General features: G+C 69.5%; 20 protein-coding genes and 2 pseudogenes. 15 read left to right on the forward strand and 7 right to left on the reverse strand.

What is annotated here, in order from left to right; all coding sequences use genetic code 11:
• Nucleotides 1–28: 28 nt before the first annotated feature.
• Together QM782_RS11315 and QM782_RS11320 are read left to right on the forward strand one after the other, a co-directional pair.
• Nucleotides 29–862 (forward strand): hypothetical protein, encoded by an 834-nt coding sequence (locus QM782_RS11315; RefSeq protein ID WP_415203013.1) that lies wholly within the window; start codon nucleotides 29–31, stop codon nucleotides 860–862.
• A gap of 49 nt (nucleotides 863–911) precedes the next feature.
• Complete coding sequence (locus tag QM782_RS11320) at nucleotides 912–1,955, forward strand: hypothetical protein (protein WP_415203014.1); 1,044 nt, start codon at nucleotides 912–914, stop codon at nucleotides 1,953–1,955.
• Between the two features lie 224 nt (nucleotides 1,956–2,179).
• Here the strand turns inward: QM782_RS11320 and QM782_RS11325 are convergent, their stop codons facing one another.
• Together QM782_RS11325 and QM782_RS11330 are read right to left on the reverse strand one after the other, a co-directional pair.
• Nucleotides 2,180–4,816 carry an AAA family ATPase gene (locus tag QM782_RS11325; RefSeq protein WP_415203015.1) on the reverse strand — a complete coding sequence of 879 codons (2,637 nt, stop codon included), beginning with the start codon at nucleotides 4,814–4,816 and terminating at the stop codon, nucleotides 2,180–2,182.
• A 314-nt stretch (nucleotides 4,817–5,130) separates the two neighbouring features.
• Entirely contained in the window at nucleotides 5,131–6,288 is a 1,158-nt protein-coding gene (locus tag QM782_RS11330; protein ID WP_415203016.1) for an STY4528 family pathogenicity island replication protein, read from the reverse strand.
• Nucleotides 6,289–6,743: 455 nt separating this feature from the next.
• Between QM782_RS11330 and QM782_RS11335 the strand changes: the two genes are divergently transcribed.
• A complete protein-coding gene (locus QM782_RS11335; protein ID WP_415203017.1) occupies nucleotides 6,744–7,079 on the forward strand; it encodes a DMT family protein in 336 nt (111 codons plus the stop codon).
• Nucleotides 7,080–7,095: 16 nt separating this feature from the next.
• Here the strand turns inward: QM782_RS11335 and QM782_RS11340 are convergent, their stop codons facing one another.
• Both QM782_RS11340 and QM782_RS11345 read right to left on the reverse strand, forming a co-directional pair.
• Nucleotides 7,096–7,551 (reverse strand): nucleoside deaminase, encoded by a 456-nt coding sequence (locus QM782_RS11340; protein ID WP_415203018.1) that lies wholly within the window; start codon nucleotides 7,549–7,551, stop codon nucleotides 7,096–7,098.
• Between the two features lie 30 nt (nucleotides 7,552–7,581).
• Nucleotides 7,582–8,556, reverse strand: a complete 975-nt coding sequence (locus QM782_RS11345; RefSeq protein ID WP_415203019.1) for a LacI family DNA-binding transcriptional regulator — start codon at nucleotides 8,554–8,556, stop codon at nucleotides 7,582–7,584.
• Nucleotides 8,557–8,761: 205 nt separating this feature from the next.
• Between QM782_RS11345 and QM782_RS11350 the strand changes: the two genes are divergently transcribed.
• Both QM782_RS11350 and QM782_RS11355 read left to right on the forward strand, forming a co-directional pair.
• Nucleotides 8,762–9,730, forward strand: a complete 969-nt coding sequence (locus QM782_RS11350; protein WP_415203020.1) for a Bug family tripartite tricarboxylate transporter substrate binding protein — start codon at nucleotides 8,762–8,764, stop codon at nucleotides 9,728–9,730.
• Between the two features lie 44 nt (nucleotides 9,731–9,774).
• Complete coding sequence (locus QM782_RS11355; RefSeq protein WP_415203021.1) at nucleotides 9,775–10,968, forward strand: L-talarate/galactarate dehydratase; 1,194 nt, start codon at nucleotides 9,775–9,777, stop codon at nucleotides 10,966–10,968.
• Nucleotides 10,969–10,977: 9 nt separating this feature from the next.
• On the opposite strand, the gene QM782_RS11360 is transcribed toward QM782_RS11355, so the two are convergent.
• Entirely contained in the window at nucleotides 10,978–11,874 is an 897-nt protein-coding gene (locus tag QM782_RS11360; protein WP_415203022.1) for a LysR family transcriptional regulator, read from the reverse strand.
• 117 nt (nucleotides 11,875–11,991) lie between these two features.
• Between QM782_RS11360 and QM782_RS11365 the strand changes: the two genes are divergently transcribed.
• A complete protein-coding gene (locus QM782_RS11365) occupies nucleotides 11,992–12,978 on the forward strand; it encodes a Bug family tripartite tricarboxylate transporter substrate binding protein (RefSeq protein WP_415203023.1) in 987 nt (328 codons plus the stop codon).
• A gap of 3 nt (nucleotides 12,979–12,981) precedes the next feature.
• A complete protein-coding gene (locus QM782_RS11370; RefSeq protein WP_415203024.1) occupies nucleotides 12,982–14,256 on the forward strand; it encodes an FAD-dependent oxidoreductase in 1,275 nt (424 codons plus the stop codon).
• A 22-nt stretch (nucleotides 14,257–14,278) separates the two neighbouring features.
• Here the strand turns inward: QM782_RS11370 and QM782_RS11375 are convergent, their stop codons facing one another.
• Nucleotides 14,279–14,965, reverse strand: a complete 687-nt coding sequence (locus tag QM782_RS11375) for a FadR/GntR family transcriptional regulator (RefSeq protein ID WP_415203025.1) — start codon at nucleotides 14,963–14,965, stop codon at nucleotides 14,279–14,281.
• Nucleotides 14,966–15,081: 116 nt separating this feature from the next.
• Here QM782_RS11375 and QM782_RS11380 point away from each other — a divergent pair, with 116 nt between their 5' ends.
• The 5 genes and pseudogenes from QM782_RS11380 to QM782_RS11400 all read left to right on the forward strand — a co-directional run bounded on the left by QM782_RS11380 (nucleotide 15,082) and on the right by QM782_RS11400 (nucleotide 19,307).
• Nucleotides 15,082–16,053 (forward strand): Bug family tripartite tricarboxylate transporter substrate binding protein, encoded by a 972-nt coding sequence (locus QM782_RS11380; RefSeq protein WP_415203026.1) that lies wholly within the window; start codon nucleotides 15,082–15,084, stop codon nucleotides 16,051–16,053.
• A gap of 19 nt (nucleotides 16,054–16,072) precedes the next feature.
• Complete coding sequence (locus QM782_RS11385; RefSeq protein ID WP_415203027.1) at nucleotides 16,073–17,269, forward strand: mandelate racemase/muconate lactonizing enzyme family protein; 1,197 nt, start codon at nucleotides 16,073–16,075, stop codon at nucleotides 17,267–17,269.
• A 28-nt stretch (nucleotides 17,270–17,297) separates the two neighbouring features.
• Nucleotides 17,298–17,981: pseudogene (locus tag QM782_RS11390) on the forward strand (NAD(P)-dependent oxidoreductase); the annotation flags it as partial.
• 61 nt (nucleotides 17,982–18,042) lie between these two features.
• Nucleotides 18,043–18,090 (forward strand): annotated as a pseudogene (locus QM782_RS11395) (hypothetical protein); the annotation flags it as partial.
• An 11-nt stretch (nucleotides 18,091–18,101) separates the two neighbouring features.
• Complete coding sequence (locus QM782_RS11400) at nucleotides 18,102–19,307, forward strand: Bug family tripartite tricarboxylate transporter substrate binding protein (RefSeq protein ID WP_415205630.1); 1,206 nt, start codon at nucleotides 18,102–18,104, stop codon at nucleotides 19,305–19,307.
• Between the two features lie 114 nt (nucleotides 19,308–19,421).
• Here QM782_RS11400 and QM782_RS11405 read toward each other — a convergent pair whose 3' ends face one another.
• On the reverse strand, nucleotides 19,422–19,829 hold the full coding sequence (locus QM782_RS11405) for a MarR family winged helix-turn-helix transcriptional regulator (RefSeq protein ID WP_415203028.1): 408 nt from the start codon (nucleotides 19,827–19,829) through the stop codon (nucleotides 19,422–19,424).
• Between the two features lie 105 nt (nucleotides 19,830–19,934).
• Between QM782_RS11405 and QM782_RS11410 the strand changes: the two genes are divergently transcribed.
• From QM782_RS11410 to QM782_RS11420, 3 genes are all read left to right on the forward strand, one after another.
• A complete protein-coding gene (locus QM782_RS11410; RefSeq protein ID WP_415203029.1) occupies nucleotides 19,935–21,842 on the forward strand; it encodes an FAD-dependent monooxygenase in 1,908 nt (635 codons plus the stop codon).
• A 182-nt stretch (nucleotides 21,843–22,024) separates the two neighbouring features.
• Nucleotides 22,025–23,410: a sensor histidine kinase efflux regulator BaeS gene (gene baeS, locus QM782_RS11415; protein WP_415203030.1), complete on the forward strand. Its 1,386-nt coding sequence runs from the start codon at nucleotides 22,025–22,027 to the stop codon at nucleotides 23,408–23,410.
• The gene (locus QM782_RS11420; protein WP_415203031.1) at nucleotides 23,407–24,096 is read left to right on the forward strand and encodes a response regulator; all 690 of its coding nucleotides are present in this window, start codon (nucleotides 23,407–23,409) and stop codon (nucleotides 24,094–24,096) included. The genes baeS and QM782_RS11420 overlap by 4 nt, the downstream gene beginning before the upstream one ends.
• Nucleotides 24,097–24,173 lie beyond the last annotated feature (77 nt).

Below are 24,173 nucleotides of genomic sequence, written 5' to 3' on the forward strand. Positions count from 1 at the left end.
CTCTAAATGGAAATTAACAAGAGGGGCCATGGAGCGGGTCGAAGCACTGCGATCGCTGCAGGATAATTTCGCCACCATGGCGAATGATCGGCAGCTCGAGGAAACTTGCTACATGTGTTCCGCTCTGGCGGTCTCGCGTGAGCATGTCCCGCCCAGATGCCTGTTCCCCGAATCGAAGGACATTGGGGGTCTGAACCTGCGCAAGGAACTGATCACAGTTCCGTCCTGTGCCGCCCACAACGCCGCCAAGTCCTGCGACGACGAGTTCCTGATGATGAGCCTGGCCGGCATCGTCGGCAACAACTCTATCGGCTACCGGCACTGGACTGGCAAGGTAGACCGGGCTCTTCGACGCAGTTCGTACAGGGTGCTCAATAGCACGGTGCTTAAGCCCAAACGCATCGAGCGACTGGTGCTCGAAGGCAACCTTTTCATAGATGTGATCTGGGGCACGCCGGACTTTACGAGGCTGTACAGAGGCTTCGAACACGTGCTGCGCGGGCTCTACTTTCATGACTTCGGCCACCGCTTCGAAGGGGAAGTGCGGCTGATTCCAGGATTCATTAAGTACGAACCGGGGCACACCCAAACGTGGCAGAAGCTCATCGAGGCACGTTACCGGTATGAGGCGGATTCAATGCCTCGAACCGGCGGCAATCCCGAGGTGTTTTACTACCAGCGATTTCCTGTCGACGAACATGGGCTCATCGCCTACCGGCTGTGTTTTTATGGCGGTGTCGACGTCTACGCCTGCCTGATTCCAGCCACGGTGCGGATGCCGGGAAACCTCGTGGCTGAGATGATCTCCGGTGGGATGAAGACGGTCATCACCGTGGGCGAGAAGGCCTTTACGTTCAACTGAACGCTACGGCCTCGGCCTGGCGATATTTGCTAGAGACTGAGGAGTGTGCATGGCAGAGAGCGACTACCAAGAGATGCTTGCCCAGCACCAAGCGCATATGCGGGAGATAGAGCAGGAGGTGCTGCGTTCCGCATCGACGCGAATCCAGGAATTTAAGGCTTATGCTGGTACGCGCGGTGTTCAGCTCTCAGACGCAGCCTTCAACTATTCGCCACCTCTTGGCGTGACAGCGTCTGCGCCTGGGGTATTGCGCTCGCTGCTGGACGTTCAACCCAATAGACGGGATGGGCTCTACAGCTGGACTGAGCTCGCTGGAGTTCTCTGTCCAGGGCGTTCCGAAGGCTGTCTCGAAAGCCCGGACTTCATCGCCATGGCGCATCCCAGCTTCCGCCGGCAGATGCACCCGCAGGCAAACTGGGCACCGCGGTTCATTGACCTCTTCTGGTCTTTGAAATCGCCGGGTCTTGATAAGTCAGTGGCGCTCGACGAAGACAGGGTGCGTGTTGACCTAGATGGGATGGGGTATGGTGAATTCGACACTTGGTACGGACCGCCGTTCAATGACGACATTGCGTCGATCGCGCTTGGAAACATGAAACTCAGGCCACCGAGCGACTTGAGCCAAGTTCGCGTGGGGATGTTTTTTGCGAGCGCCTACTGTGTCGACATCAAATGGGCGCAATCCGGTGACATCAAGACTTTCCAAGCTTTGGAGCTTAAGGATGAATCTGTCTTGATCTCAATCCAAGGCATCCCGCATCATCCGGCTCGCTACCTGCATGCTGAATTCGATCTGACAAAAGGCGTGTTCGGGCATTTTGACGGCGCCATTCAATATCTGGCCTCGGCGGAGTACTTTGCACGCCGCGACAGCGACTTCAACATGACCTACAAGGACACCCGGCACGTGAAGCCGATGTCCAAAAAGGTCTTCAAACTGAACGGCGCGATCACTACGAAGGACTGGGTCGAGTTGTCATCGCACTTCTTTGCTGCAAATCCGCTGATGTTCGAGTACTTCAATGGCGAGTACCCGAAGCACATCGCCGACATCGTGGAAAAATTGCGCGCGCTTCCCGAGGAGCGACGGTAGGGCTAGTCGCCCCTTTCGAGTCAAGCAGAATTCGTACACGGTCGCGGCCGAGTACCAATAGCTGCAGCGCGACGCTTACGTTAAGGAGTTAGTAGACGCGCACGCTTGGCTCATGTACGACCAAAAATGGGCTTTCTGGGTTTGAGAGCGGCACGCAGAACAACTCCAAAACCCTGAGTTCACGTTGATGAATACTCCGACGAGTACCAGGCGTTCGAGAAGTACTAGGCCCCAAGGCCTGCCAGCTTGCGCCGCGCCTCGGTCGCTTTCGCTCGGTCTTCCACCGTCTTGGCATAGGCGGCAAGCTCCTCGACGTCAGCGGCGAATTCGGCCGGGTCAGGCAGCGCCGGGGGCGCTTCTGCGCCGCCTTCATGGGTGAACTTCGAGCAGCGCGTCATCCCGTTGTAGACGGCGCTGGCATCGGTGTCGTCCACCGACACTGACTTCAGCCGCGTTGTCTCCACAGAGACCCGATAGCGTCGGACCGTGCTCTGCAGAAGCACGTCCTCGACCAACTGCTCCCAGGTGTCGCGCAACCGACGATAGCCGTTGCGAACCAAGTCGTTGTAGCCCTCGACGTTCCCATCCATCTCCAGGAGTTTCTTGGCGTTTGTCGCCATTGCACGAAGGTCGCCGACGCGGTTCTTGAGCTTCTTGCCTTCGAACGGCAAGTCGTCTGAACACAAGCCCTTGCGCTTCATCGTCGCCGCCAAGTGGCGATGCGCGAACTTCACGCCCTGGTCCTCAGCAAAATCGGTGAGCGCCAGTGCGAAGGCAAGGTCATGCGTGAAGACGATGACCTGGCGCTTCTTTGCTTCGAGCACCAACCGCCTGGCAATTCGCTCGCGCCGAAGGTGGTCGAGAGACGAGACCGGGTCGTCGAAGATTAGGCCCGAGCGCCCCGGTTCCATGCCAATCTCCGCGAGGAAGAGGGCCAGAGCCACGACGCGTTGCTCACCCTCGCTGAGGACGGCAGACAACTTGGCTTTCGCGAAACGAGGCATGGTTTCAAGCTTGAGCTGCTGGACCCGAGCGCCCTTCTGACCTGTCATCTCCAAAGTGACGGGCTGGCCACGGATACCTAACGTTTCCAGTTCCTTCGCGAACGCAGTCCTCAGCTCTTCGGTGACGTGGGCGTCGTAGAGCTCGGTCGTCTTGCGCGTCACCGCGGTGGTTCCGCAGCTCTTGATGGCCTCACCAAATGCATGTTCCCGCTTATGCCACACGATGGCCTCGAAGACCTTTGGTAACAACGGGCCGAGCCGCTCCCTGGCGTCCAAGTCAGCGAGGAGCTTGAGCTTGGCCGCTCGCTCCTCGGGGGGCATCGCCTTCTCGAGCGTGTCCGCCTCTGTGGTCCTCGCTTTGACCCACGCCTCTATGGCGGCGAACGGGGCCTCCGGCAGCGCTTCAAGCGGGTCGAGCCTGCGCTCAGGCGCCATCGCCTCTACCCGGGCCTTGCGGGCCTGCAGCGCCTGCGCGAATGCTTTCACCCCAGCCACGAGGTCCGGCTGCGTCTCAGCGAGTTCCTCTAGCAGCGCTGTGTCCGATGGGAAGGTTCCGAAGTTCAGCGTCTTGATGGCCAAGTACAGCCGCCCAGCCGTATCGCGCTGTTCTTTGAACTTCCGTTGGGCGTCGTTCTCAAGGAACTCGACGAAAGACTTCAACCGCGCAGCAGCCTCGTCACTCAGTGGCTGCTGACAGAGAACACAGTGGGCACCGTCTTCCGGCCCGGGGAACGGACTGCCGGGGTACGCTGCTTTGGTCACAAAGTCCATCGCACTGCGCAGCAATACTTCCCAGGGTTCCGAGCCGGTTCCTGTGACTTGTGCTCCGTCAGCCTGCAATTTCTCGGCGGCCAACTTCGAGGCAGCCTCGGCTGCGACCAGCGCGACAAGGGCCTGCCGCAGCTGTTCGATGGCATCGTCCTGCAGAGGGGCCGTGCGTTGGGTGAGCTCGCCTGTCAGAGTGGACATGCGCGTGAGCAAGCGCCGAATACTGGCGGCCTGCCTGGCTGGGTCCTGGTCGCTGAACAGCTTGCGCAGGGCCGCCAAGTCAAGCGCCTCCTGCTCCGAGAGCTTCGCCAACGCCTCAAATTCCTGGAGCTTGCTCTGCCGACTGAGCTTGGCAATCTCACGGCCCACCACGTGTTCCCCAACCAAGGTTGCCAGCTGGTTGAGGTCAAAGCGGCCTGCCGCCCGCTCCAGCTCGAGTTGGTCTTGGGTGGTCTTCATCGCCTCGGCCAGGCCATGCATCACCTCAAGGCCGCCTGGGACGAACAGCACCTTGGCTTGGCTATCGACGAACACCCTGGCGCAATGCGCATCGAACACGGAGATTTGAGACAGCGCCGGCGGCGACGCCTTGTTCGCCGCCCAGCCGTCGGATTTTTCCTCGCTGCCTTCCAGCCAGTCGATAGTTGCGCTCGCCGCGGCGTCCCCTTGGCCCTGCACGTACACGTTGGGAAGAATGTCCTCAACGTTCCGGGCTCGACATGCTTTCTTGAGCGCTCGCGCGTAGCCGGACTTTCCGACGCCGTTGTAACCATAGACAACGGTGAGCCCATCCGCCACGAAGGTAAGGCTCTGCTGGGGGTCAATGGCGTTGAGACTTTGCGGGTCTCTTAGCGCACGAAGGCTGACGTCGAGACCTTCTTGCGCTGCGGCCGGAATCTGTGCCGGGTCGAGCGGCGCGGGTTGGCGGCCTTTCGGGTCTTTGAAGCCATGGTGCACCTTGATCAGTGCAACCAAGTCTTCCTTGTCGCCTAAGCCCAACGTCCCCTGCTGAAGCAGCCTGCGGGCACAGTCGCTAAGCCACGGTGGCTGCTGTGCGAGCCAACCGCCAATGTCCTGGATGATTTGCATCCTCAAGCTCCCTGACGCTCTTCGCATCTTTAGGAGATATTGCCATATGTAAGCAAAGCTCGGCTTGACCTGTCGCAGCGAGATGAACCGCTTCACAACGCCACCGGCGCGAGGTCGTCGTCCTCAGCCTTCAAAGTCAAATGCTCGCGGCGCCATTGCATCAGCAGCCTATCAACTGCGCTAGCGACTGCTTTATGTCGGGCAGCGTGAACTTAACGACTAATCGCCGATGACCGCAACCGCTGCATAGCGGTCGGTCACATGAACGCGCATTCCTTCGTCATGCCAAGAAGGAGCACGAAGCTGACCCTGCATCAGGCTGATCCAGGTTGCCACCCCTTGGCCCCCATTGCCTGCGCGGCAAGCTCTCCGGCGTTCACCGGCATGTTCAGCGTCTTGCGAATATGGGCGATATAGGCGAGAGCGGTTTCGCGTGAGGCTGGTTGCGAGACGGGTGCGTGGCGTGGCTGCGCAGACTGGACGCTCTGCACAGTGGACGGCGCGGCCTGCTGTGGATGGTCGGCTGGCTGCGTCTTCCTGCGTCCTGCCCACAAGCGAAACTCGCCGGCAAGCACCCGCTTGATCAGGCCAAAGAAATAGGCGACGACATTGCGCACGGTGCCGTTCTGACTGCGCGCTTGCAACTCGTCCAGCACTTCCTGCCGATGTTGAGGCGGCAGCCGACGCAGGGCCACCAGAGCGTCTTTCTGCTGATCAGGCTTGGCACTGCGCAAGCAAGGCGGCAAGGACACCGGCGCCGCTGCACTTGGCTCTTCACGCGCGTGCGTGCGGTACGTACGTTCTTTTTTATACAAATACGTCGTATACGTACTGGCTGGCTCAGGTGTTGTCTGACAGGCATGGCCGGTCTGCTGCAGACCGTTGGTGCTGCGGGCTACTGCGACGGGTGAGGGCGCCGGTGCCTGATGCAAATCCGTGCGGTTGGGTGGCGTGGGTGGCTCATCGTCATTGCGGGGGTGTTCGTGGTTATTGACTGACGTCGGCGCTTGTTCCAACGTCTGCTGGATATGCACGGCGACGCGATCAACCAGGTTGTTTGTGTGGTTCACGGACTCGCGTAGAAGCTGCGGCAAGCTGGCATCGAGCGCGCAGGCTTGCGTGAAGCTCAACGCTTGCTCATGAACCTGATACAGCTCGCTCAGGACATGCCCGGTCATGGGGTCGCTTTGCTGTCCCAACAGGCTGATCCAGCCGGTCAGCCGCAGAACGACCAGGACGCGCCAAGCCGTCTCGTAGCCGGCACGCTGCCCCAGCGGCGTCGAGGTGAGATAGCGGCGCAATTGCCCCAGGTTCGCCAAGGGGCTGGTGCCGTCCGGCGCACGCAGCATGCGCAGCACCTGCCAGCCATTGCGCTCCAGTGGCGTGAGCCGGGTATCGAGCATGAGCGCAGTTGGCGTGGTGAACGAGGCGTCATGCCCGTGCGGGTTGTGGTGGGTAGGATGGGCAGCCATGAGAGGTCTCCGAGGTATGGGCCAGAACGGCCCGGTGCCTCGCATCTCATCGCAGACCCCCTTGTCCGTCAGGCAACAATACGATCTGCGTGCATCCGGTTTGTTGAGGGAGCGGGCACAGTGGAGTCGCCTCTGTGCTCGGTCTATGATCCCCGTACCCCCTCTGGGGGTACAACTGGGGGTACTTCCAACGATTTCCGCAAAGGCCGTGTCATGAACTTCCTCGCGAAACCTAGTGTTCATGGGCCTTCAGGCGCCCGATCAACGTTTAAACGTATAAACGTGTGATCAACGTCTGACGCGGGCCGCGCCGGTACCGACCGGCGGTACCTGGCGGGCGGTTCTGCGGTGCTGCGGACCTGGGCCGGACGTCGTTGTCGCCGTCGGCTGCCTGTCGCGGATTCCGCCGCCGTGTCATGGTCTGCCGTTCCCACCCAGTTCGACGCCACGCTTCCATGCAAACCCTGCTGCTGCTCACGCTGTCCAACGTCTTCATGACCACCGCCTGGTACTGGCACCTCAAGGGCGGCGCGCACAAGCCGCTGATGCTGGTGATCCTGATCAGCTGGGCGATCGCCTTCGTCGAATACTGCCTGGCGGTGCCGGCCAACCGCATCGGCTACCAGGCCGGCTGGAGCGCCGGGCAGCTCAAGGTCGCGCAGGAGGCCATCGCGCTGATCGTGTTCGGCGTGTTCATGGTGCTGGTGCTGGGCGAGCCGCTGCACTGGCGGCACCTGGCGGCCTTTGGCTGCATCATGGCCGCCGTGGCCTTCCTGTTCGTGGGGCGCTGACGCCGCCGCGCCACCTCTACGACGACTGCAGCGCGGCCAGCGCTTTGTCCGGCAGCACGGGGCCTTCGACCGCGACCGGCGGCTGCGCGCCGGCCAGCACGTCGGCGCAGCGCAGGCCCAGCCGCGGGCCGCCCAGGCGCGCCTCGATCTCCGGCGTGGGCGCGCCGTAGACGATGCGCGCGACGCCGGCCCAGAACAGCGCGCCGGCGCACATCGCGCAGGGTTCGCCGCTGGCGTAGACGGTGGCGCCGCGCAGCGCGCCGGCGCCGACGGCCGCGCAGGCCTCGCGCAGCAGCACGAGCTCGGCGTGCGCGCTCGGGTCGCCGGCGGTGTTCTGGCGGTTGCGCGCGGTCCAGGCCGCCTGGCCGTCGCGGACCAGCACGGCGCCGAACGGCCTGTCGCCGGCGGCGCGGGCGGTGCGCGCCGCCGCGAACGCGCGGCGCAGGTAGGTGTGGTCGTCGGGGCTGTGCATGATGGCGGCGATGGTAGGCCGGCCGCAGGCTCAGGTGCTGGCCCGGGCGATGACGTCGAAACCGATGTCCACGGTGCGCGCCTCCACCGGCTCGCCGGCCAGCCGGGCCAGTAGCATCCGGCCGGCGCGCTCGCCGATCTCGGCGCGCCGGATCTGCACCGTCGACAGCCTGGGCGAGGCCGCGCGCGCGATCGCCAGGTCGCCGAAACCCATCACGGCCATGCGGCCCGGCACGTCCCAGCCGCGCTGGCGGCATTCGAACAGCGCGCCGGCGGCCAGCAGGTCGTTGTTGCAGAACACTGCCGTGACCGCCGGCCGCTGCGCGACGATCTGCGCCAGCCGCGGCCCGGCGTCGTCCACCAGCGCCGGCGGGCGGACCAGCTCGGCCACGACCTCGGCGCCGCCGTGCGCCGCCGCCGCGGCGCGAAACCCCGCCAGCCGCTGCTGCGAGCGCGTCTCCTGCGCGCCGATGAAGGCCAGCGCGCGGTGGCCGCGCGCCAGCAGGTGCTCGGCCGCCGCACGCCCGGCCGCCTGGTTCGAGAAGCCCACCTGCATGTCGATGGCCTGGCCGCCCAGCTCCCAGGTCTGCACCACCGGCAGGCCGGCGCGGCGCAGCCGGTGCTGCAGCGCGGAGGGCTGGCCCTGGCCGGTCAGCACCAGGCCGTCCACGCGGCGGCCGAGGAAGGCGCCCGCCAGCGCCTCTTCCTCGGCGGGGTGGTAGCCGCTCTGGCCCAGCAGCAGCTGGTAGCCGCCACCGGCCAGCGTGCGCGAGAGCGCCTCGATGGTCTCGGAGAACACCAGGTTGGAGATCGTCGGCACGATGGCCGCGACGATGCGCGAGCGCCGCGCGGCCAGGCCGCCGGCCATCAGGTTGGGCACGTAGCCGAGCCGCTCGATCGCGTCGCGCACGGCGCGCAGCGTGTCCGGCTTCACGCGGTCGGGCGCGTTGATCACGCGCGAGACCGTGACCAGCGACACGCCGGCGAGCCGGGCGACGTCGCTCATGCGGGGGGCGGCGGCAGGGCGGGTCACGCCGGCATGATAGCCGCGCGATGGAAGCGTTTTCATCGTGCGGCGGCAACCCGCCGTTTCGTCCCAGATGACGGGAATCCCGTGCCGCCGCCACCGTGTGCCGCGCTGCGCCGCCTTGTCCGGCGCGGACTGGCCGGCCAAGAATGGAAGCGCTTTCATTCATTCCCGGAGACATTCCATGCCCACCAAGCGTTCCCTGCTGTGCGCCGCGCTGGCGCTCGCGCTGGCCGGCCCGGCGCTGGCCCAGGCCGACTACCCGAACCGCCCGGTCAAGCTCGTCGTGCCGTTCCCGGCCGGCGGCACCAGCGACCTGATGGGCCGCATCATCGCGGAGGAGGTCGGCAGGCAGATCGGACAGCCGGTCGTCGTGGACAACCGCGGCGGCGCCGGGGGCGCCATCGGCACCGACCTGGTCGCCAAGGCCGCGCCCGACGGCTACACGCTGCTGCTGTCGGGCATCGGCAGCAATGCGGTGATCCACGGCTTCGCCTCGCCCAGGCCCGGCTACACCGAGGCCGACTTCGTGCACATCTCGCAGCTGGCGGCCGGCCCCAACGTGCTGGTCGTGCACCCGGGCTTCCCGGCGAAGACCTTCCAGGAGTTCGTCGCCTGGGTCAAGGCCCATCCGGGCAAGTTCAGCTACGGGCAGGTCACCGCCTCCTCGGGCCACCTGACCACGGAGTATCTCAAGCAGACCGCCGGGCTGGACATGGTCGGCATCCCGTACAAGGGCGGGGCGCCGGCGCTGAACGACGTGGTCGCCAACCAGATTCCCGGCATGTTCACCAACCAGGACGTGGTGCTGCCCTTCGTGAAGGCCGGCAAGCTGCGCGCGCTCGCCGTGACCAGCGCCGAGCGCAATCCGCTGTACCCCGACGTGCCGACCGTGGCCGAGTCCGGCTACCCGGGCTTCACCGCCGTGTCGTGGACCGGCCTGTCCGCGCCCCGGGGCACGCCGCAGCCCGTCGTGGACAAGCTGGAGGCCGCCATGGTCCGCGCCTTCGGCGAGCCGGCCGTGCGCGCCAAGCTCGAGGCCAGCGGCTTCGTCGTGGTGGCCTCGCGCCGCGAGGCGTTCACGGCCTTCGTGCAGTCCGAGGTCGCGCGCTGGACCCAGGTGATCCAGAGCGCCGGCCTGAAGTCCGAATGAGCCCCGCCCCGTCCGTCCCCCTCGTTCCTGAAAGCCTCCTCGCCATGCAAGCCGTCGAATCCAACATCGTTTCCTACGCCCGGGCCGCCGCCGATGCGCGCACCGCCGCCGAGACCGGCGACCGCATCGAATGGATCAAGCTCTCGCTGACCTTCCTGCCGCTGGCCACGCCGGTCAGCGACGCCAAGGTGCTGACCGGCCGGCAGAAGCCGCTGACCGAGATCGCCTTCGTCTTCGCCGAGATCCGCACGCGCGACGGCCACGAGGGCATCGGCTTCGGCTACAGCAAGCGCGCCGGCGGCCCCGGCATGTACGCGCACGCCAAGGAACTGGCGCCCAACCTGCTGGGCGAGGACCCCAACGACATCCCGCGCCTGTTCACCCGGCTGTTGTGGGCCGGCGCCAGCATGGGCCGCAGCGGCCTGACCACGCAGGCCATCGCGCCGTTCGACATCGCGCTGTGGGACCTGAAGGCCAAGCGCGCCGGCCTGCCGCTGGCCAAGCTGCTCGGCGCGCAGCGCGACTCCGTGCAGTGCTACAACACCTCGGGCGGCTACCTGCACACGCCGCTGGACCAGGTGCTCAGGAACGTGGAGATCTCGCGCGAGAGTGGCATCGGCGGCATCAAGCTCAAGGTCGGCCAGCCCGACCTGTCGATCGACATCGCGCGCGTGGGCGCCGTGCGCAAGCTGCTCGGCGACGGCTTCCCGCTGATGGTGGACGCCAACCAGCAGTGGGACCGCCAGAAGGCCACGCGCGCCTGCCGCGCGTTCGAGGCCTTGGACCTGACCTGGATCGAGGAGCCGCTGGACGCGCACGACTTCGAGGGCCACGGCCTGCTGGCCGAGCGCTTCGACACCGCGATCGCCACCGGCGAGATGCTGACCTGCTTCGACGAACACGCGCAGCTGATCATGGCCGGCACCGACTTCATCCAGCCCGACGCGCCGCGCGTGGGCGGCATCACGCCGTTCCTGAAGATCATGGCGCTCGGCGAGTTCAGGCAGCGCAAGCTGGCGCCGCACTTCGCGATGGAGATCCACCTGCACCTGGCCGCGGCCTACGGCATCGAGCCCTGGCTGGAGCACTTCGAGTGGCTGGGCCCGCTGTTCAACGAGCAGATGCAGCTCAAGGACGGCCGCATGCACGTCTCCGACCGGCCGGGGCTGGGCTTCAGCCTGAGCGCGCAGGCGCTGCGCTGGACCACGGAGACCGCGGAATTCGGCAAGCGGCCGTGAGGGCGTGGCCTATGCGGCGGCGCGCACCGCCCTGAACGCGCCCTTGACCCGCGCGACGAAGTCGTTCGCCAGCCGCGAGCGCGGCGCGCTGGCGAGCGTGACCGCGAACGCGCCGAACGACGGCGGCCTGGCCAGCGGCGCGAAGCCGAGCCGCTCGCCGGCCCAGGCGCGGGCCGTCAGGTCGTCCACCACGGCCACGCCGGCGCCGCAGGCCACCAGCGCGCAGGCGGCCTGCCCGGAGCGCACCTCGATCTGCGACGCGGGCGCCAGGCCGTTCTCGCGCCACCAGTCGTCGATCAGCCGGCCCTGCGGCGTGTCGGCGCTGAACGCGATCAGGCGCTCGGCCATCACCTCGCGCAGCCGCACGCTGCGGCGCGCCGCGAACGCATGGCCGGCGCCGAACACGCAGGCCAGCGTCCAGCTGCCGACCGGTTCGCTCGCCAGCAGCGCATGGTCGATCGGCAGCGTGGAGATGGCGATGTCGGCCTCGTGGCGCACCAACTGGCCCACCATCTCGCGCACCAGCTGCGTCTCCATGTAGACGCGTGCCGTCGGGTAGGCGGCCGCCAGCCCGGCGACCGCGCGCGGCACGACTTCCAGCGCGGTGGACGGGCTGGCCAGCACGCGCAGCGTGAGGCCGCCGCCGGCGCTCAGCTCGCGTGCGCGGTCCTCGATGCGGCGCACGCCGCGGTAGACGTTCTCGACCTCCGCGTACAGCGCCTGCGCCTCGGGCGTGGGGCGCAGCCGCCCGCGGCCGCGCTCGAACAGGCGCATGCCCAGCTGCAGCTCGATGTGGCTCAGCATGCGGCTGACGCCGGGCTGGGACACGTGCAGCATGCGGGCCGCGTCGGTCACCGAGCCGGCGAGCATCACGGCGCGGAAGATTTCGATCTGGCGCAGGTTCATGGCACGGCTTGGGGGCTGTCGGATAACGCGATGTTATGGGCCGCGCGCGTCTTGGTATTGGGCGTTCCGCGCGCGGCGGCCGATGATCGGCGCATCGATTCCCAGGAGACACGCTGCATGGATTTCCCGTCGAACCGCCGCGCCGTCCTCGGCCTGCTGGCCGCTGCCGGCCTGGCGCTGCACCATCCCCGCGGCCAGGCGGCCGGCGCATGGCCGGGCAAGGCCGTGCGCATCATCGTGCCGTTCGCGCCCGGCGGCGGGGCGGACGCTTCGGCGCGCGTGCTCGCGGAGCTGCTGGGCCAGGGGCTGGGCCAAGCCGTGATCGTCGAGAACAAGCCCGGCGCCGGCAGCGCGATCGGCGTGGCCGCGGCGGCGCAGAGCAAGGACGGCCACACGCTGCTGATGGCCAGCAACAGCATGGTGATCAACCCCTTGCTGAATCCGCAGATCGGCTACGACCCGGCGCGCGACTTCGAGGCCGTCGGCATGGTGTCCTCGCAGCCGCTGGTGCTGGTGGTGCCGGCCGGCTCGGCCGCCAGGTCCATGGCGGACTTGGTGGCCCTGGGCAAGCGCCGCGCCGGCCCGCTGACGGCCGGCAACAGCGGCAACGGCACGCTGGCGCACATCGCGTCCGAGATCTTCGCGGGCCAGGCCGGCATCGCCGTCACGCCGGTCGCCTACAAGGGCGAGAGCGCGCTGCTGCCCGAGATGATCAGCGGCCTGATCGACTTCGGCTTCCTGAACCTGCCGAGCGTGGCGCCGCACATCCAGTCGGGTCGGCTGCGCGCGCTGGCGGTGTCCTCGCCGCAGCCGGTGCCGGAGCTGCCGGGCGTGCCGACCGTGCGGGCGCTGGGCCAGCCGGCGCTGGAGGTGCAGGGCTGGGCCGCGCTGCTGGCGCCCCGGGGGAGCATCCCGGCCGAGGGCCTGGCCCGGCTCGAAGGCCTGCTGGCGCAGGCGCTGGCGTCGCAGACCGTCAAGCGCCGCTTCGCCGCCACGAACGTCGCGCCCTTCGTGCTGGACCGCGCGGCCACGGCGCGCTTCCTGCAGGACGAGGCCGCGCGCTACGCCGCCGTCGTCAAGGCCCGCGGCATCCGGGCGGAGTAGGGCATGGACGCGGAAATCCTGGTCTGCGGCGGCGGCGTCGCCGGCGCGATGGCGGCCGTGGCGGCGGCGCGGCAGGGCGCGCAGGTCCTGCTGCTGGAGCGCTACGGCTTTCTCGGCGGCAACGCCACCGCCGGCGCGGTCGCCCAGTTCAACAGCTGGCAGACCGCCAACGGCCGCCGCGTGGTCGCCGGCCTGGCGCAGGAGGTGGTCGAGCGCCTGCGGCGCTACGGTGCCGCCGGCGAGCACCATGCCTTCGTGATGTCGACCGGACACCGCATGGACCGTGTCGAATACGCGCCCGAGGTGCTCAAGCTGGTGCTCGACGACATGGTGGCCGAGGCCGGCGTGCAGCCCCTGCTGCATGCCGTGCTGGTGGCGGTCGAGCGGCAGGGCCGCCGGATCGCATCCGTGCAGGTGGCGACCAGGAGCGGCGTCGCCACGCTGCGGCCGCAGGTCGTCGTCGACGCCTCGGGCGACATGGACGCGATGCGCCAGGCCGGCGCGCCGTTCCTGGAACTCGACGCCGGCGAGGCGCTGCAGCCGGCCACGATGATGTTCCGCTTCGGCCCCGTGGACTTCGCGCGCTTCGACGCGCTGCCCGCCGGGGAGGTCGCCCGCCTGGCGCAGCAGGGCTTCGCCCAGGGCCATCTGGCGCGCGCCGCGCTGCATGCGGCGCGCGACCCGTTCTCCAGCGACGGCTGGTTCAACATCAGCCGCCTGGCGATCGACGCGACCGACGCGCTGGCGCTGGGCCGGGCCGAGATCGAGGGCCGGCGCCAGGCCTGGCGCGCCGCGCAGTACCTGCGCGCGGCCGTGCCGGGCTGCGAGGCCGGCCGGCTGCTGGCCTTTGGCACGCAGGTCGGCGTGCGCGAGACGCGGCGCGTGCAGGGCGAGCACCTGCTGACGGCCGAGGAGCTGCTGCAGCCCGTGGCCTTCGACGACGCGATCGCGGCCGGCGCCTACCCGATCGACATCCATCCGGCCGCCGGCGGCGAGCTGGAGTACGCCGCGCTCGGCGCCGACCACGCCTACCAGATCCCGTACCGCAGCCTGCTGCCGCAGGGCCTGGACAACGCCATCGTCGCCGGCCGCGGCATCTCGGCCACGCACCGCGCGCTGGCCGCGATCCGCGTGATGACGATCTCGATGGCGGTCGGCCAGGCGGCCGGCACGGCCGCGGCGCTGGCCGTGCGGATGCCGCGGGCCGCCGCGCTGCGGCAGGTGCCGGTCGACGCGCTGCGGCGCCGGCTGCTGGCCGACGGCGCCTGCCTGGCCTGAGCGTCCGCCGGGCTCGCGCGCCTCAGGCCTGGCGCGGGAACAGCCGCGCGATGCCGCTGCGCAGGTGCTGCGTCATCGCCTCCCGCGCGGCGTCGGCGTCCCGCGCCGCGATGGCTTCGTCGATGCGCAGGTGCTCGTCGCGCACGTCGCGTCCGCGGTGCAGCATCGGCTGGGGCGACAGTTCGCGCACCAGGCGGATGGCGATGCGCGTCTGTTCCGTCAGGGCGGCGATCGTCACGATCAGGTAGCGGTTCTCGCTGGCGCGCGCGATGGCCGCGTGGAAGGCGATGTCCTCCTCGATGCCCGGCTCGCCGCGCAGCCGCGCCGCCTCCATGGCCTTGCGCCGCGCGGTGATGGCCGCGCGCAGCCGGGCGTCGCGCGACCGGGCCGCCAGCGCCGCGCTCTCGCTTTCCAGGATGCAGCGGAACTCCAGGAAGCCGCGCACGTCGGGGATGCCCTGGATCGGGCCGTAGTCGATGGTCTTGACCTCCGGCTCCTCGCCGACGAAATGGCCCGCGCCGTGCGTGGCGGTGACGCGCCCCTCCGCGCGCAGCCTGGCCAGGGCCTGGCGCACTACCGGGCGCGAGACGCCGAAACGCTCGGCCAGCGCATGCTCGCCCGGCAGGCGGTCGCCGGCGCACAGCTTGTCGCGCCGGATCAGGGCCAGCACGTGTTCGTAGACGGTGTCGGTCAGCAGCGTCGCGGGCATGGGCAGCGTTCGAGGGTTGTCAGCGATTATCGCCAGGTTGTCTTACAACAGTGGGCGAAGTTTGACATCTCGATCCGGGCCCGCCGAACATGCGCTACCCGATCCGGAGACATCCCATGAAACCCTTGCTGTTCCTGGCGGCCGCCTGCTGCCTGATCCCCCTGTCCGGCACCGCCACCGCCCAGACCGCCTGGCCGGAACGGCCGGTCACGGTCGTCGTGCCGTTCCCCGCCGGCGGCGCCACCGACGCGGCCGCGCGCGCGATGGCGACGCAGATGCAGGCCTCGCTGGGGCAGCCCTTCGTCGTCGACAACCGGCCCGGCGCCACCGGCACGCTGGGGGCCGGCCTGGTGAAGCGCGCGGCGCCCGACGGCTATACGCTGATGGTGGCGTCGCTGGCGCCGTACGTGATCGCGCCGCACCTGATGAAGGCCGTGCCGTACGACGCGCTGAAGGATTTCGACTACCTGAGCGTGCTGGTGCAGGCGCCCAACGTGCTCGTCGCCGCGCCGGCCAAGAAGGCCCGCACGGTGGCCGACGTGCTGGCCGAACTCAGGGCCAGCCCCGGCCGGGTGAGCTTCGCGAGCTCGGGCACCGGCGCGTCGGACCACCTGTCGGCCGAACTGTTCTGGCAGCAGACGCAGACCTCCGGCCTGCACGTGCCCTACAAGGGCGGCGCGCCGGCGATCAACGACCTGCTGGGCAACCAGGTCGACTATTCGTTCCAGAACGTCAACGCCGTGCTGCAGCAGATCCGTGCCGGCACGCTGCATGCGATCGCGGTGACCGGCAGCCGGCGCTCGCCCGTGCTGCCGGACACGCCGACGCTGGCCGAGGCCGGCGTCCAGGGCGCGGAGGTCTATTCCTGGCAGGGCCTGGCCGCGCCGCGCGGCCTGCCGCCCGCGGTGCGCGAGAAGGCCGCGGCCGCGGCGGCCGCCGCGATGCGCGCCCCCGCGGTGGCCCAGCGGCTGACGGAGCAGGGCCTGGAGATCGTGGCCAACACGCCGGCGGAGTTCAGCGCGCTGCAGGCGCGGGAGTTCGCGCGCTGGAAGCACCTGATCGAAACCCGCCGCATCACGGTCGATTGACCTTGCCGGAGCCATTCCCATGCCCGACATCCGCTGCCTGCGCACCTACCGCCTGCCCAGCCGGCCCAGCCTGATCTGGCTGGAGATCGAAACCAGCGACGGCCTGGTCGGCCTGGGCGAGACCTTCCGCGGCGCCGCCTCGGTCGAGACCTGCCTGCACGAGGAGCTCGCGCCCTGGCTGCTGGGCCGCGACGCGCGGCACATCGAAGGCATCTCGCGCCACCTGCTCACGCCCTACGTGGGCTACCACGGCTCGGGCACCGAGGTGCGCGCGGCCAGCGCCGTCGACATCGCGCTGTGGGACCTGGCGGGCCAGCGCCAGGGCGTGCCCGTCTACCAGGCGCTGGGGGGCGGCGCGCGCCCCAGCGTGCCGGTCTACAACACCTGCGCGGGCTATGCCTTCAACACCGGCGGCCAGCGCCGCGACATCGGCGCCGGCGACCGGCCGGAAGGCCCCTACGACGACCAGATCGCCTTCATGCGCGATGCCGGCGCACTGGCCGAAAGCCTGCTCGCCGAGGGCTACAAGGCCATGAAGATCTGGCCGTTCGATGTCTACGCGCCGGCCAGCGCCGGCCACCTGATCAGCCTGCCGGACCTGGAGAAGGGCCTGCAGCCGTTCCGCCGGATCCGCGAGGCCGTCGGCAACCGGATCGAAGTGATGTGCGAGCTGCACAGCCTGTTCGGCGGCCACTCGGCGCTGCGCATCTGCCAGGCGCTGGAGGAGGTCGGCGTGTTCTGGGTCGAGGACCCGCTGAACAAGATGGACGACGTGGCCGGCCTCGCGGACCTGCGCCGGCGCACGCGCGTGCCGATCTGCGGCAGCGAGACGCTGGGCGGCCTGCGCCCGTTCCGCGACCTGCTGGCCGGCGACGCACTGGACGTGGTGATGCTGGACCTGGCCTGGTGCGGCGGCTTCACCGAGGGCCGCAAGATCGCCGCGCTGGCCCAGGCCTGGAACCGGCCGCTGGCGCCGCACGACTGCACCGGCCCCGTGACGCTGATGGCCGGCCTGCACATGGCCCTGCACGCGCCGACCGCGATCTACCAGGAGGTGGTGCGCGCGACGCTGGCCACCTGGTACCGCGACATCGTGACCGACCTGCCGGTGATCGCGGACGGCATGGCCCAGCCGCCGGCCGCCGCCGGCCTCGGCACGCGCCTGAAGGACGGCTTGCGGCTGCAGCCCGGGCTGACCGTGCGCGAGAGCCGCTGAACGCATCCGCCCCGGGAGACACCACCGCATGCAGATCAAGATCGTCGGCCTCCACGCGCCGAACGCGCCGCGCCTGCGCGCGCTGCTCGGGCCCGGCCACGAGGTGCAGGCCCTGGACGCCCTGCCGGCCACGGGCGAGATCCGGGCCGACGTGGTCATCGGCAACAGCATCGCCGCCGGCGAAGCGGCGCGCCTGCGCTGCCGGCTCGTGCAGGTGCCCGGCGCCGGCGCGGAGCAGGTCGCCTGCCAGGCCCTGCCGGCCGGCACCGTGGTCTGCAACGTGCACGGCCACGAGGTGCCGATCGCCGAGTTCACGCTGCACGCCATCCTGGAGCACTGCCTGCAGCTGTGGCAGTACCCGGCCTGCCTCGACGCCGACGCCTGGGCGCAGGCGTATGCGGCGCGGGCGCCGCACGGCGAGGCCTGGGGCCGGACGGTGGCCATCGTCGGCTTCGGCCACATCGGCCAGGAGATCGCGCGGCGCGCGCGGGCGTTCGGCATGCGGGTGGTCGCCGTCACGCGCAGTGGCGGGTCCGGCGCGGCCGAGCTGGCCCATGAGACCGTGGCCGTCGCCGCGCTGGACGCGGTGCTGCCGCGCGCCGACGTGCTGGTCCTGTGCTGCCCGCTCGACGACGGCACGCGCGGGCTGATCGGCGCGCGTCGGCTGGCCCTGCTGCCGCCGCGGGGCCTGCTGGTCAACGTCGCGCGCGCCGAGGTCGTCGACGACCTCGGCGCTGTACGAGGCCTTGCGGGTGCAGCGCCCGGGCCGCGCCGTGCTCGACGTCTGGTACCAGTACCCGGCGAAGGGCCGGCCGCCGGCCGCGCCGTCGCGCTGGCCGCTCCACGCGCTGCCGAACGTGCGCGCCACGCCGCACATCTCGGCCATCACCCCGGCGCTGCTGGAGCGGCGCTACGACTGCATGGCCCGGAACATCCAGCGGCTGCAGCGCGGCGAGCCGCTGCTGAACGTGATCCACCGGGCGGCCTGAGGCCACCTTTTCGACAACAGGACAGGAGACTTCCCATGGCATCGACACGGCAGACGAGCTTTTTTCCGGCCGCCCCGTCGCGGCGCGCGCTGGGCCTGGGCGCGGCGGCCCTGCTGGCCTGCGCCGCGCTGCCGCTGCAGGCGCAGGACGCCGGTGGCTACCCGAACAGGATGATCCGCATCATCGTGCCGAACCCCGCGGGCGGCACCTCCGACGTGCTGGGCCGCCTGCTGGCCAGGGAGCTCGGCGAGGTGTTCAAGCAATCCGTGATCGTGGAGAACAAGGCCGGCGGCAACGGCCACATCGGCGCGGCGTTCGTGGCCAAGTCCGCGCCCGACGGCTACAACCTGCTGCTGCTGGACATGAGCGTGCTGACCATCGGCCCCAGCGTGCTGCCGCAGCTCGGCTACGACCCGGCCAGGGAGCTGACGCCGGTCGCCATTCCCGCGTACTCGCCACACCTGCTGGTGGTGCGCCAGGACCTGCCGGCCAGGAACATCGACGAGCTGGCCGCCTACGCCAGGACGTCCGGCCGGCCCCCCAGCTTCGGCACGCCGCTGGCCTCCATCAGCCAGCTGGCCGGCATCCTGCTGGCGCAGGACCGCGGCTTCGCGTTCAACGTGATCGGCTACAAGGGCGGCGCCCAGGCGCTGGCCGACCTGGCCGGCGGCCAGATCGACACCGCCATGGCCAGCGTGCTGGCCACGAATCCGCTGGTGCACAGCGGCAAGATCCGGGCGATCGCGGTCACCAGCGCCCAGCCGTTCGCGGCGGCGCCGGGCGTGCCCACCGTGGCCTCGCAGATCCCGAACTTCGTGACCGGCTCCTGGCAGGGCCTGATGGCCCCGAGCGGCACGCCGCCGGCGGTGCTGGACAAGCTGCAGTCGGCCGTCCGGGCCATCGTGGCGCGGCCGGACATCGGCAAGCGGCTGCAGGAACTGGGCTCCGAGCCCTCGGACATGAACCGCCAGCAGATCGCCGCGTGGATGCAGGCCGAGACGGCGCGCTGGGGCAAGGTGGTCCGGGAGAACAACGTCAAGGCGGAGTAGGGGGGCTCGCGGCGGCCGTCGATGCACGAGGCTGGCTGCCCGCTGCCCGCTGCCCGCTGCCCGCTGCCCGCTGCCCGCTGCCCGCTGCCCGTTGCCCGTTGCCCGTCTTCGGCTTCAGTCCAGCCCGAGCGCCTTGTGCGCCAGCGCCAGGAAGGTGGCGCGCTCCGTGGCCGACAGCGGTGCCAGGATGTCGGCCTGCAGGGCTTCCACCACCGGCCGGCAGGCGGCCAGCAGCTGCTCGCCCCCGGGCGTGAGGCGCAACTGGCGCGCCCGGCGGTCCGACGGGCTGACCAGGCGCTCCACCAGGCCCTTGCTCTCCAGCCGGTCGACCACCCCGCCGATCGTGGCGCGGTCGAAGCTGATGGCCGCGGCCAAGCTGGCCTGGTCGATGCCGGGCTGCTCGGCGATGGCGTCGAGCGCGGCGAACTGCACCGAGGTCATGTCGAAGCCGGCGGTCCGCGTCCGTGCCTGGAAGACCTGCGTCGACTGCTGGTGCAGCCGCCGGATCAGGTGCCCGGCCATCTCCACCCTATCCATCCCCGTGCTCCGTGCGCTTGACGTTTTTAGTAAGCATACATATCATAAGCAAACTTATCGATAGACATCGAACGTTCTGGAGGCGACACCATGCAATTTCACGTGAACGGCTTCAAGCCCGGCGATCCCGATATCTTGCCTGCGGCGCCGGGCCACCGCCGCCCGGGCGATCCGCTGCCGGAGACGGTGGACGTGCTGATCGCCGGCTCCGGCCCGGCCGGCCTGTGTCTGGCGGCCCAGCTGGCCCAGGTGCCGCAGATCCGCACCATGCTGGTGGAGCCCAAGGCGGGCCCGATGGAGAAAGGCCAGGCCGACGGCATCAGCGTGCGCTCGATGGAGATGTTCCAGGCCTTCGGCTTCGCCGAGAAGGTGATGCGCGAGTCGGTCTGGATCAACGAGACCACCTTCTGGGCGCCGGGCGAGGGGGCGGCCCTCGCGCGCGTCGCGCGCGTGCAGGACGTGCCCGACGGCACTTCCGAGATGCCCCACGTGCTGATCAACCAGGCGCGGGTGCACGACATGTTCCTGGACCGCATGCGCCATGCGCCGACCCGGCTGGCGCCCGACTACGGGGTGCGGGTGGCGGGCCTGGCGGTCGATCCGGCCGCGGCCGAGTATCCCGTCACCGTCACGCTGGAGCACACCGCCCCCGGCCGCGAGGGCCAGACCTCGACCGTGCGCGCCAACTACGTCGTCGGCTGCGACGGCGCGCGCTCGGCCGTGCGCGGCGCCATCGGCGGCACGCTGCACGGCGACGCGGCGCACCAGGCCTGGGGCGTCATCGACCTGCTGGCCGTCACCGACTTTCCCGACTGGCGCATGAAGTCCTTCGTGCGCTCGAAGGACGAGGGCATCCTGATGGTGCTGCCGCGCGAGGGCGGGCATCTGGTGCGGCTGTACGTCGAGCTCGACCGCCTGGGCGAGCACGAGCGCGCCGCCGACCGCGGCATGGGCGCCGAGGACATCATCGCCAAGTCGCAGCGCATCTTCCGGCCGTTCGAACTGCAGGTGAAGGAGGTGGTCTGGTGGTCGATCTACGAGATCGGCCACCGCCTGACCGACAAGTTCGACGACGTGCCCGACGACCAGGTCGCCACCCGCGCGCCGCGCGTGCTGCTGGCCGGCGACGCCTGCCACACCCACAGCCCCAAGGCTGGGCAGGGCATGAACGTGTCGATGGGCGACACCTTCAACCTGGGCTGGAAGCTGGTCTCGGTGCTGACCGGCCGCGCCGACCCGGCTCTGCTGCACAGCTATTCCGGCGAACGCCGCGCCGCGGCCAAGGGCCTGGTGGAGTTCGACCACAAGTGGGCCCGCGTCGTCGGCGCACGGGCCGAGGACGACGCCGCGGACGGGCTGCCGCGCGTGGCGCGCGAGTTCGTCAACAACCTGCCTTTCACCTGCGGCCTGACCATCCAGTACGAACGCAGCGCGCTGACCGGCGCGCCCACCCACCAGCATCTGGCGACGGGATTCGACATCGGCAAGCGCTTCCATTCCGCCCCCGTCGTGCGCCTGGCCGATGCCAAGCCCATGCAGCTGGGCCACTGCATCGAGGCCGATGCGCGCTTTCGCCTGTTCGTGTTCGCCCCGGCGCAGGACGCGGGCGGGCCCGGCGGCGCGGTGGCCGCGCTGTGCGGCTGGCTGGAGCACGACCCGGCCTCGCCGCTGCGCCGCCACACCGCGCCGGGCGAGGACCTGGATGCGGTGATCGATACCCGGGCGGTGTTCCAGCAGGGTTTCCGCGCGCTCGACTACGGCGCCATGCCCACGCTGCTGCGCCCGCGGGTCGGGCGCTACGGGCTGTGCGACTACGAGAAGGTCTTCTGCGCCGACACGCAGCGCGGCGAGGACATCTTCGCCGCGCGCGGGATCGACCGGGCCGCCGGCTGCGTGGTCATCGTGCGGCCGGACCAGTACGTGGGGCACGTCCTGCCGCTGCAGGCGCGCGAGGCGCTGGCGGCGTATTTCGGCGGGATCCTGCGCGTGCGGGGCTGAGCGCGAACGCCAGGATCGCGAACGCTGCGGATGCTAGGGATCGGCACCCTGGCGTCCTGGGCCGGAGCGATCGCCGCAATGTGCAGGAAAACGTGAGATTGACGGCCCGTGCCGCCGTGGCTGTTGCGCTGGGCCGTGTCTCTGTGGCCTAGTTGCGGCATGGCGCCGCATCCCACGTTCCGATGAAGCTGAGCATCCCGGCCAAGCTTTTCCTGGCCGTGCTGGCCGCCTGCGCCCTGGTGCTGGCGATCAACGGCATCGCCGGGCGCCTGAGCTTCGAGCGCGCCTTCCTGGGCTATCTCAACGAGCAGGGCGTGCAGCGCATGCAGCAGATCGCCGCTCGCCTGGGCAACGAATACCGCAAGCATGGCGACTGGGGCTTCCTGCGGGGCAAGCCCGAGACATGGTTTCAACTTCTCAGGCCGCCGCAAGTGGATGCGGAGGACGTACTCGACCATGCTCCACCGCTGTCCGACCAGTCGGGCGTGATCATGCGCCTGGCGTTGTTCGACGGGCAGGGCGAGCGGCTGCTGGGCAATCCCACAGCCGCTGCTGCCGACGCCATCCGACAGGCCGTGGTGGTGGATGGCCGCACGGTCGGCTGGCTGGGCATGGTGCCGCTGGAGCAGGCCGTCGCTGCAGGCGACGTGCGCTTCTACCAGGCGCAGCAGCGCGCATGGTGGATCAACGGCGGGGCGTCGGTGAGCGTGGCCGCGCTGCTGGCCTGGGTGCTCTCACGCGCCCTGTCCCGGCGGCTGCGGGCACTGACCAGCGGCATCCACAAGCTGGCGGCCGGCGACTACGCGACCCGCATCGCAGGCACCACCGGCGATGAACTGGGCCGGCTAGTGCAGGACGTCAACCGCCTGGCCGACGTGCTGGAGCAGACGGAACAAAGCCGCCGCGACTTCATGGCCGACATTTCGCACGAGCTGCGCACGCCGCTGGCGGTGCTGCGCGCCGAACTGGAAGCCATCCAGGACGGCATCCGGCCCATGCAGTCGGCCAGCCTGGCGCCCTTGCAGGGGCAGGTGCAGCAACTGGGCAAGCTGGTCGACGACCTGCACGAGCTGTCGGTGACCCAGGCCGAGCCGTCCTACCGCTTCGCCCCCATCGACGTGGCGGCGGTGCTCGAAGCCGCCCTGGCTGGCGTGCAGGGCCGCTTCGCCGACGCCGGCCTGGACCTGCGGGCTGACGAACTGCAGGCCGCTCCCTTGCTCGTGCACGGCGAGGAACGGCGCCTGCAGCAGCTGTTCGCCAACCTGCTGGAGAACTCCTTGCGCTATACCGATCGTGGCGGGCGGGTACATGCCGCCGTTCTTCGCGAAGACACACGCGCAGTGATTGCCATCGAGGACAGCGCGCCTGGCGTGCCGGGCGACAAGCGGTCGCGGCTGTTCGAGCGCTTCTACCGGGTCGAGACCTCGCGCAGCCGCGGCAGCGGCGGCAGCGGGCTCGGCTTGGCCATCTGCCGCCACATCGTCCAGGCGCATGGTGGCGAGATCCGGGCCGAGCCGTCCTCGCTGGGCGGCCTGCGCATCGTCATCCACCTTCCCCTGTTGCCATGACCCGACCTGCCGACCATCCTGCCCGCATCCTGGTGGTGGAGGACGAGCCGCGCCTGGCGGCGGTGCTGTGCGACTACCTGAAAGCGGCGCGCCACGAGACCGAATGGGTGGCGGACGGCCTGCGGGTGCCGGATGTTTTCCGCCGCTGGCGGCCCGACCTGGTGCTGCTGGACCTGATGCTGCCCGGCGCCGACGGCGTGGACCTGTGCCGCGCGCTGCGCGCCGACAGCGACGTGCCGGTGATCATGGTCACCGCGCGCGTGGCCGAGCTGGACCGGCTGCTCGGCCTGGAGGTGGGCGCGGACGACTACATCTGCAAGCCGTTCAGCCCGCGCGAGGTCGTCGCGCGCGTGGGCGTGGTGCTGCGCCGCTACCGGCGCACCGGTGCCGCGGCACCCGACGGCCTGCAGATCGACGAGCCGGGCTGCCGCGCGGCGCTGCATGGACGGTGGCTGGAACTGACGCCGGTGGAGTTCCGCCTGCTGCGCACGCTGGCCGGCGCGCCGGGCCGCGTCTGGTCGAGGGACCGGCTGATGGACCATCTCTACACCGACCACCGCATCGTCACCGATCGCACGGTGGACAGCCACGTGAAGAACCTGCGCCGCAAGCTCGCCGAGGCCGGCGCTTCTGGCGATCCCATCGCCTCGATCTACGGCGTGGGGTACCGGTTCGACATGGAGTAGCCCGCGCCAGGCGGGCCGGGCTGGCCTGTCTGGCGATTTGCTGCACATTCGCTGAGCATCATCGCGGCCTCCCCGTT

This window comes from Pseudorhodoferax sp. (genome assembly GCF_047601025.1).
Taxonomy (GTDB): domain Bacteria; phylum Pseudomonadota; class Gammaproteobacteria; order Burkholderiales; family Burkholderiaceae_C; genus Pseudorhodoferax.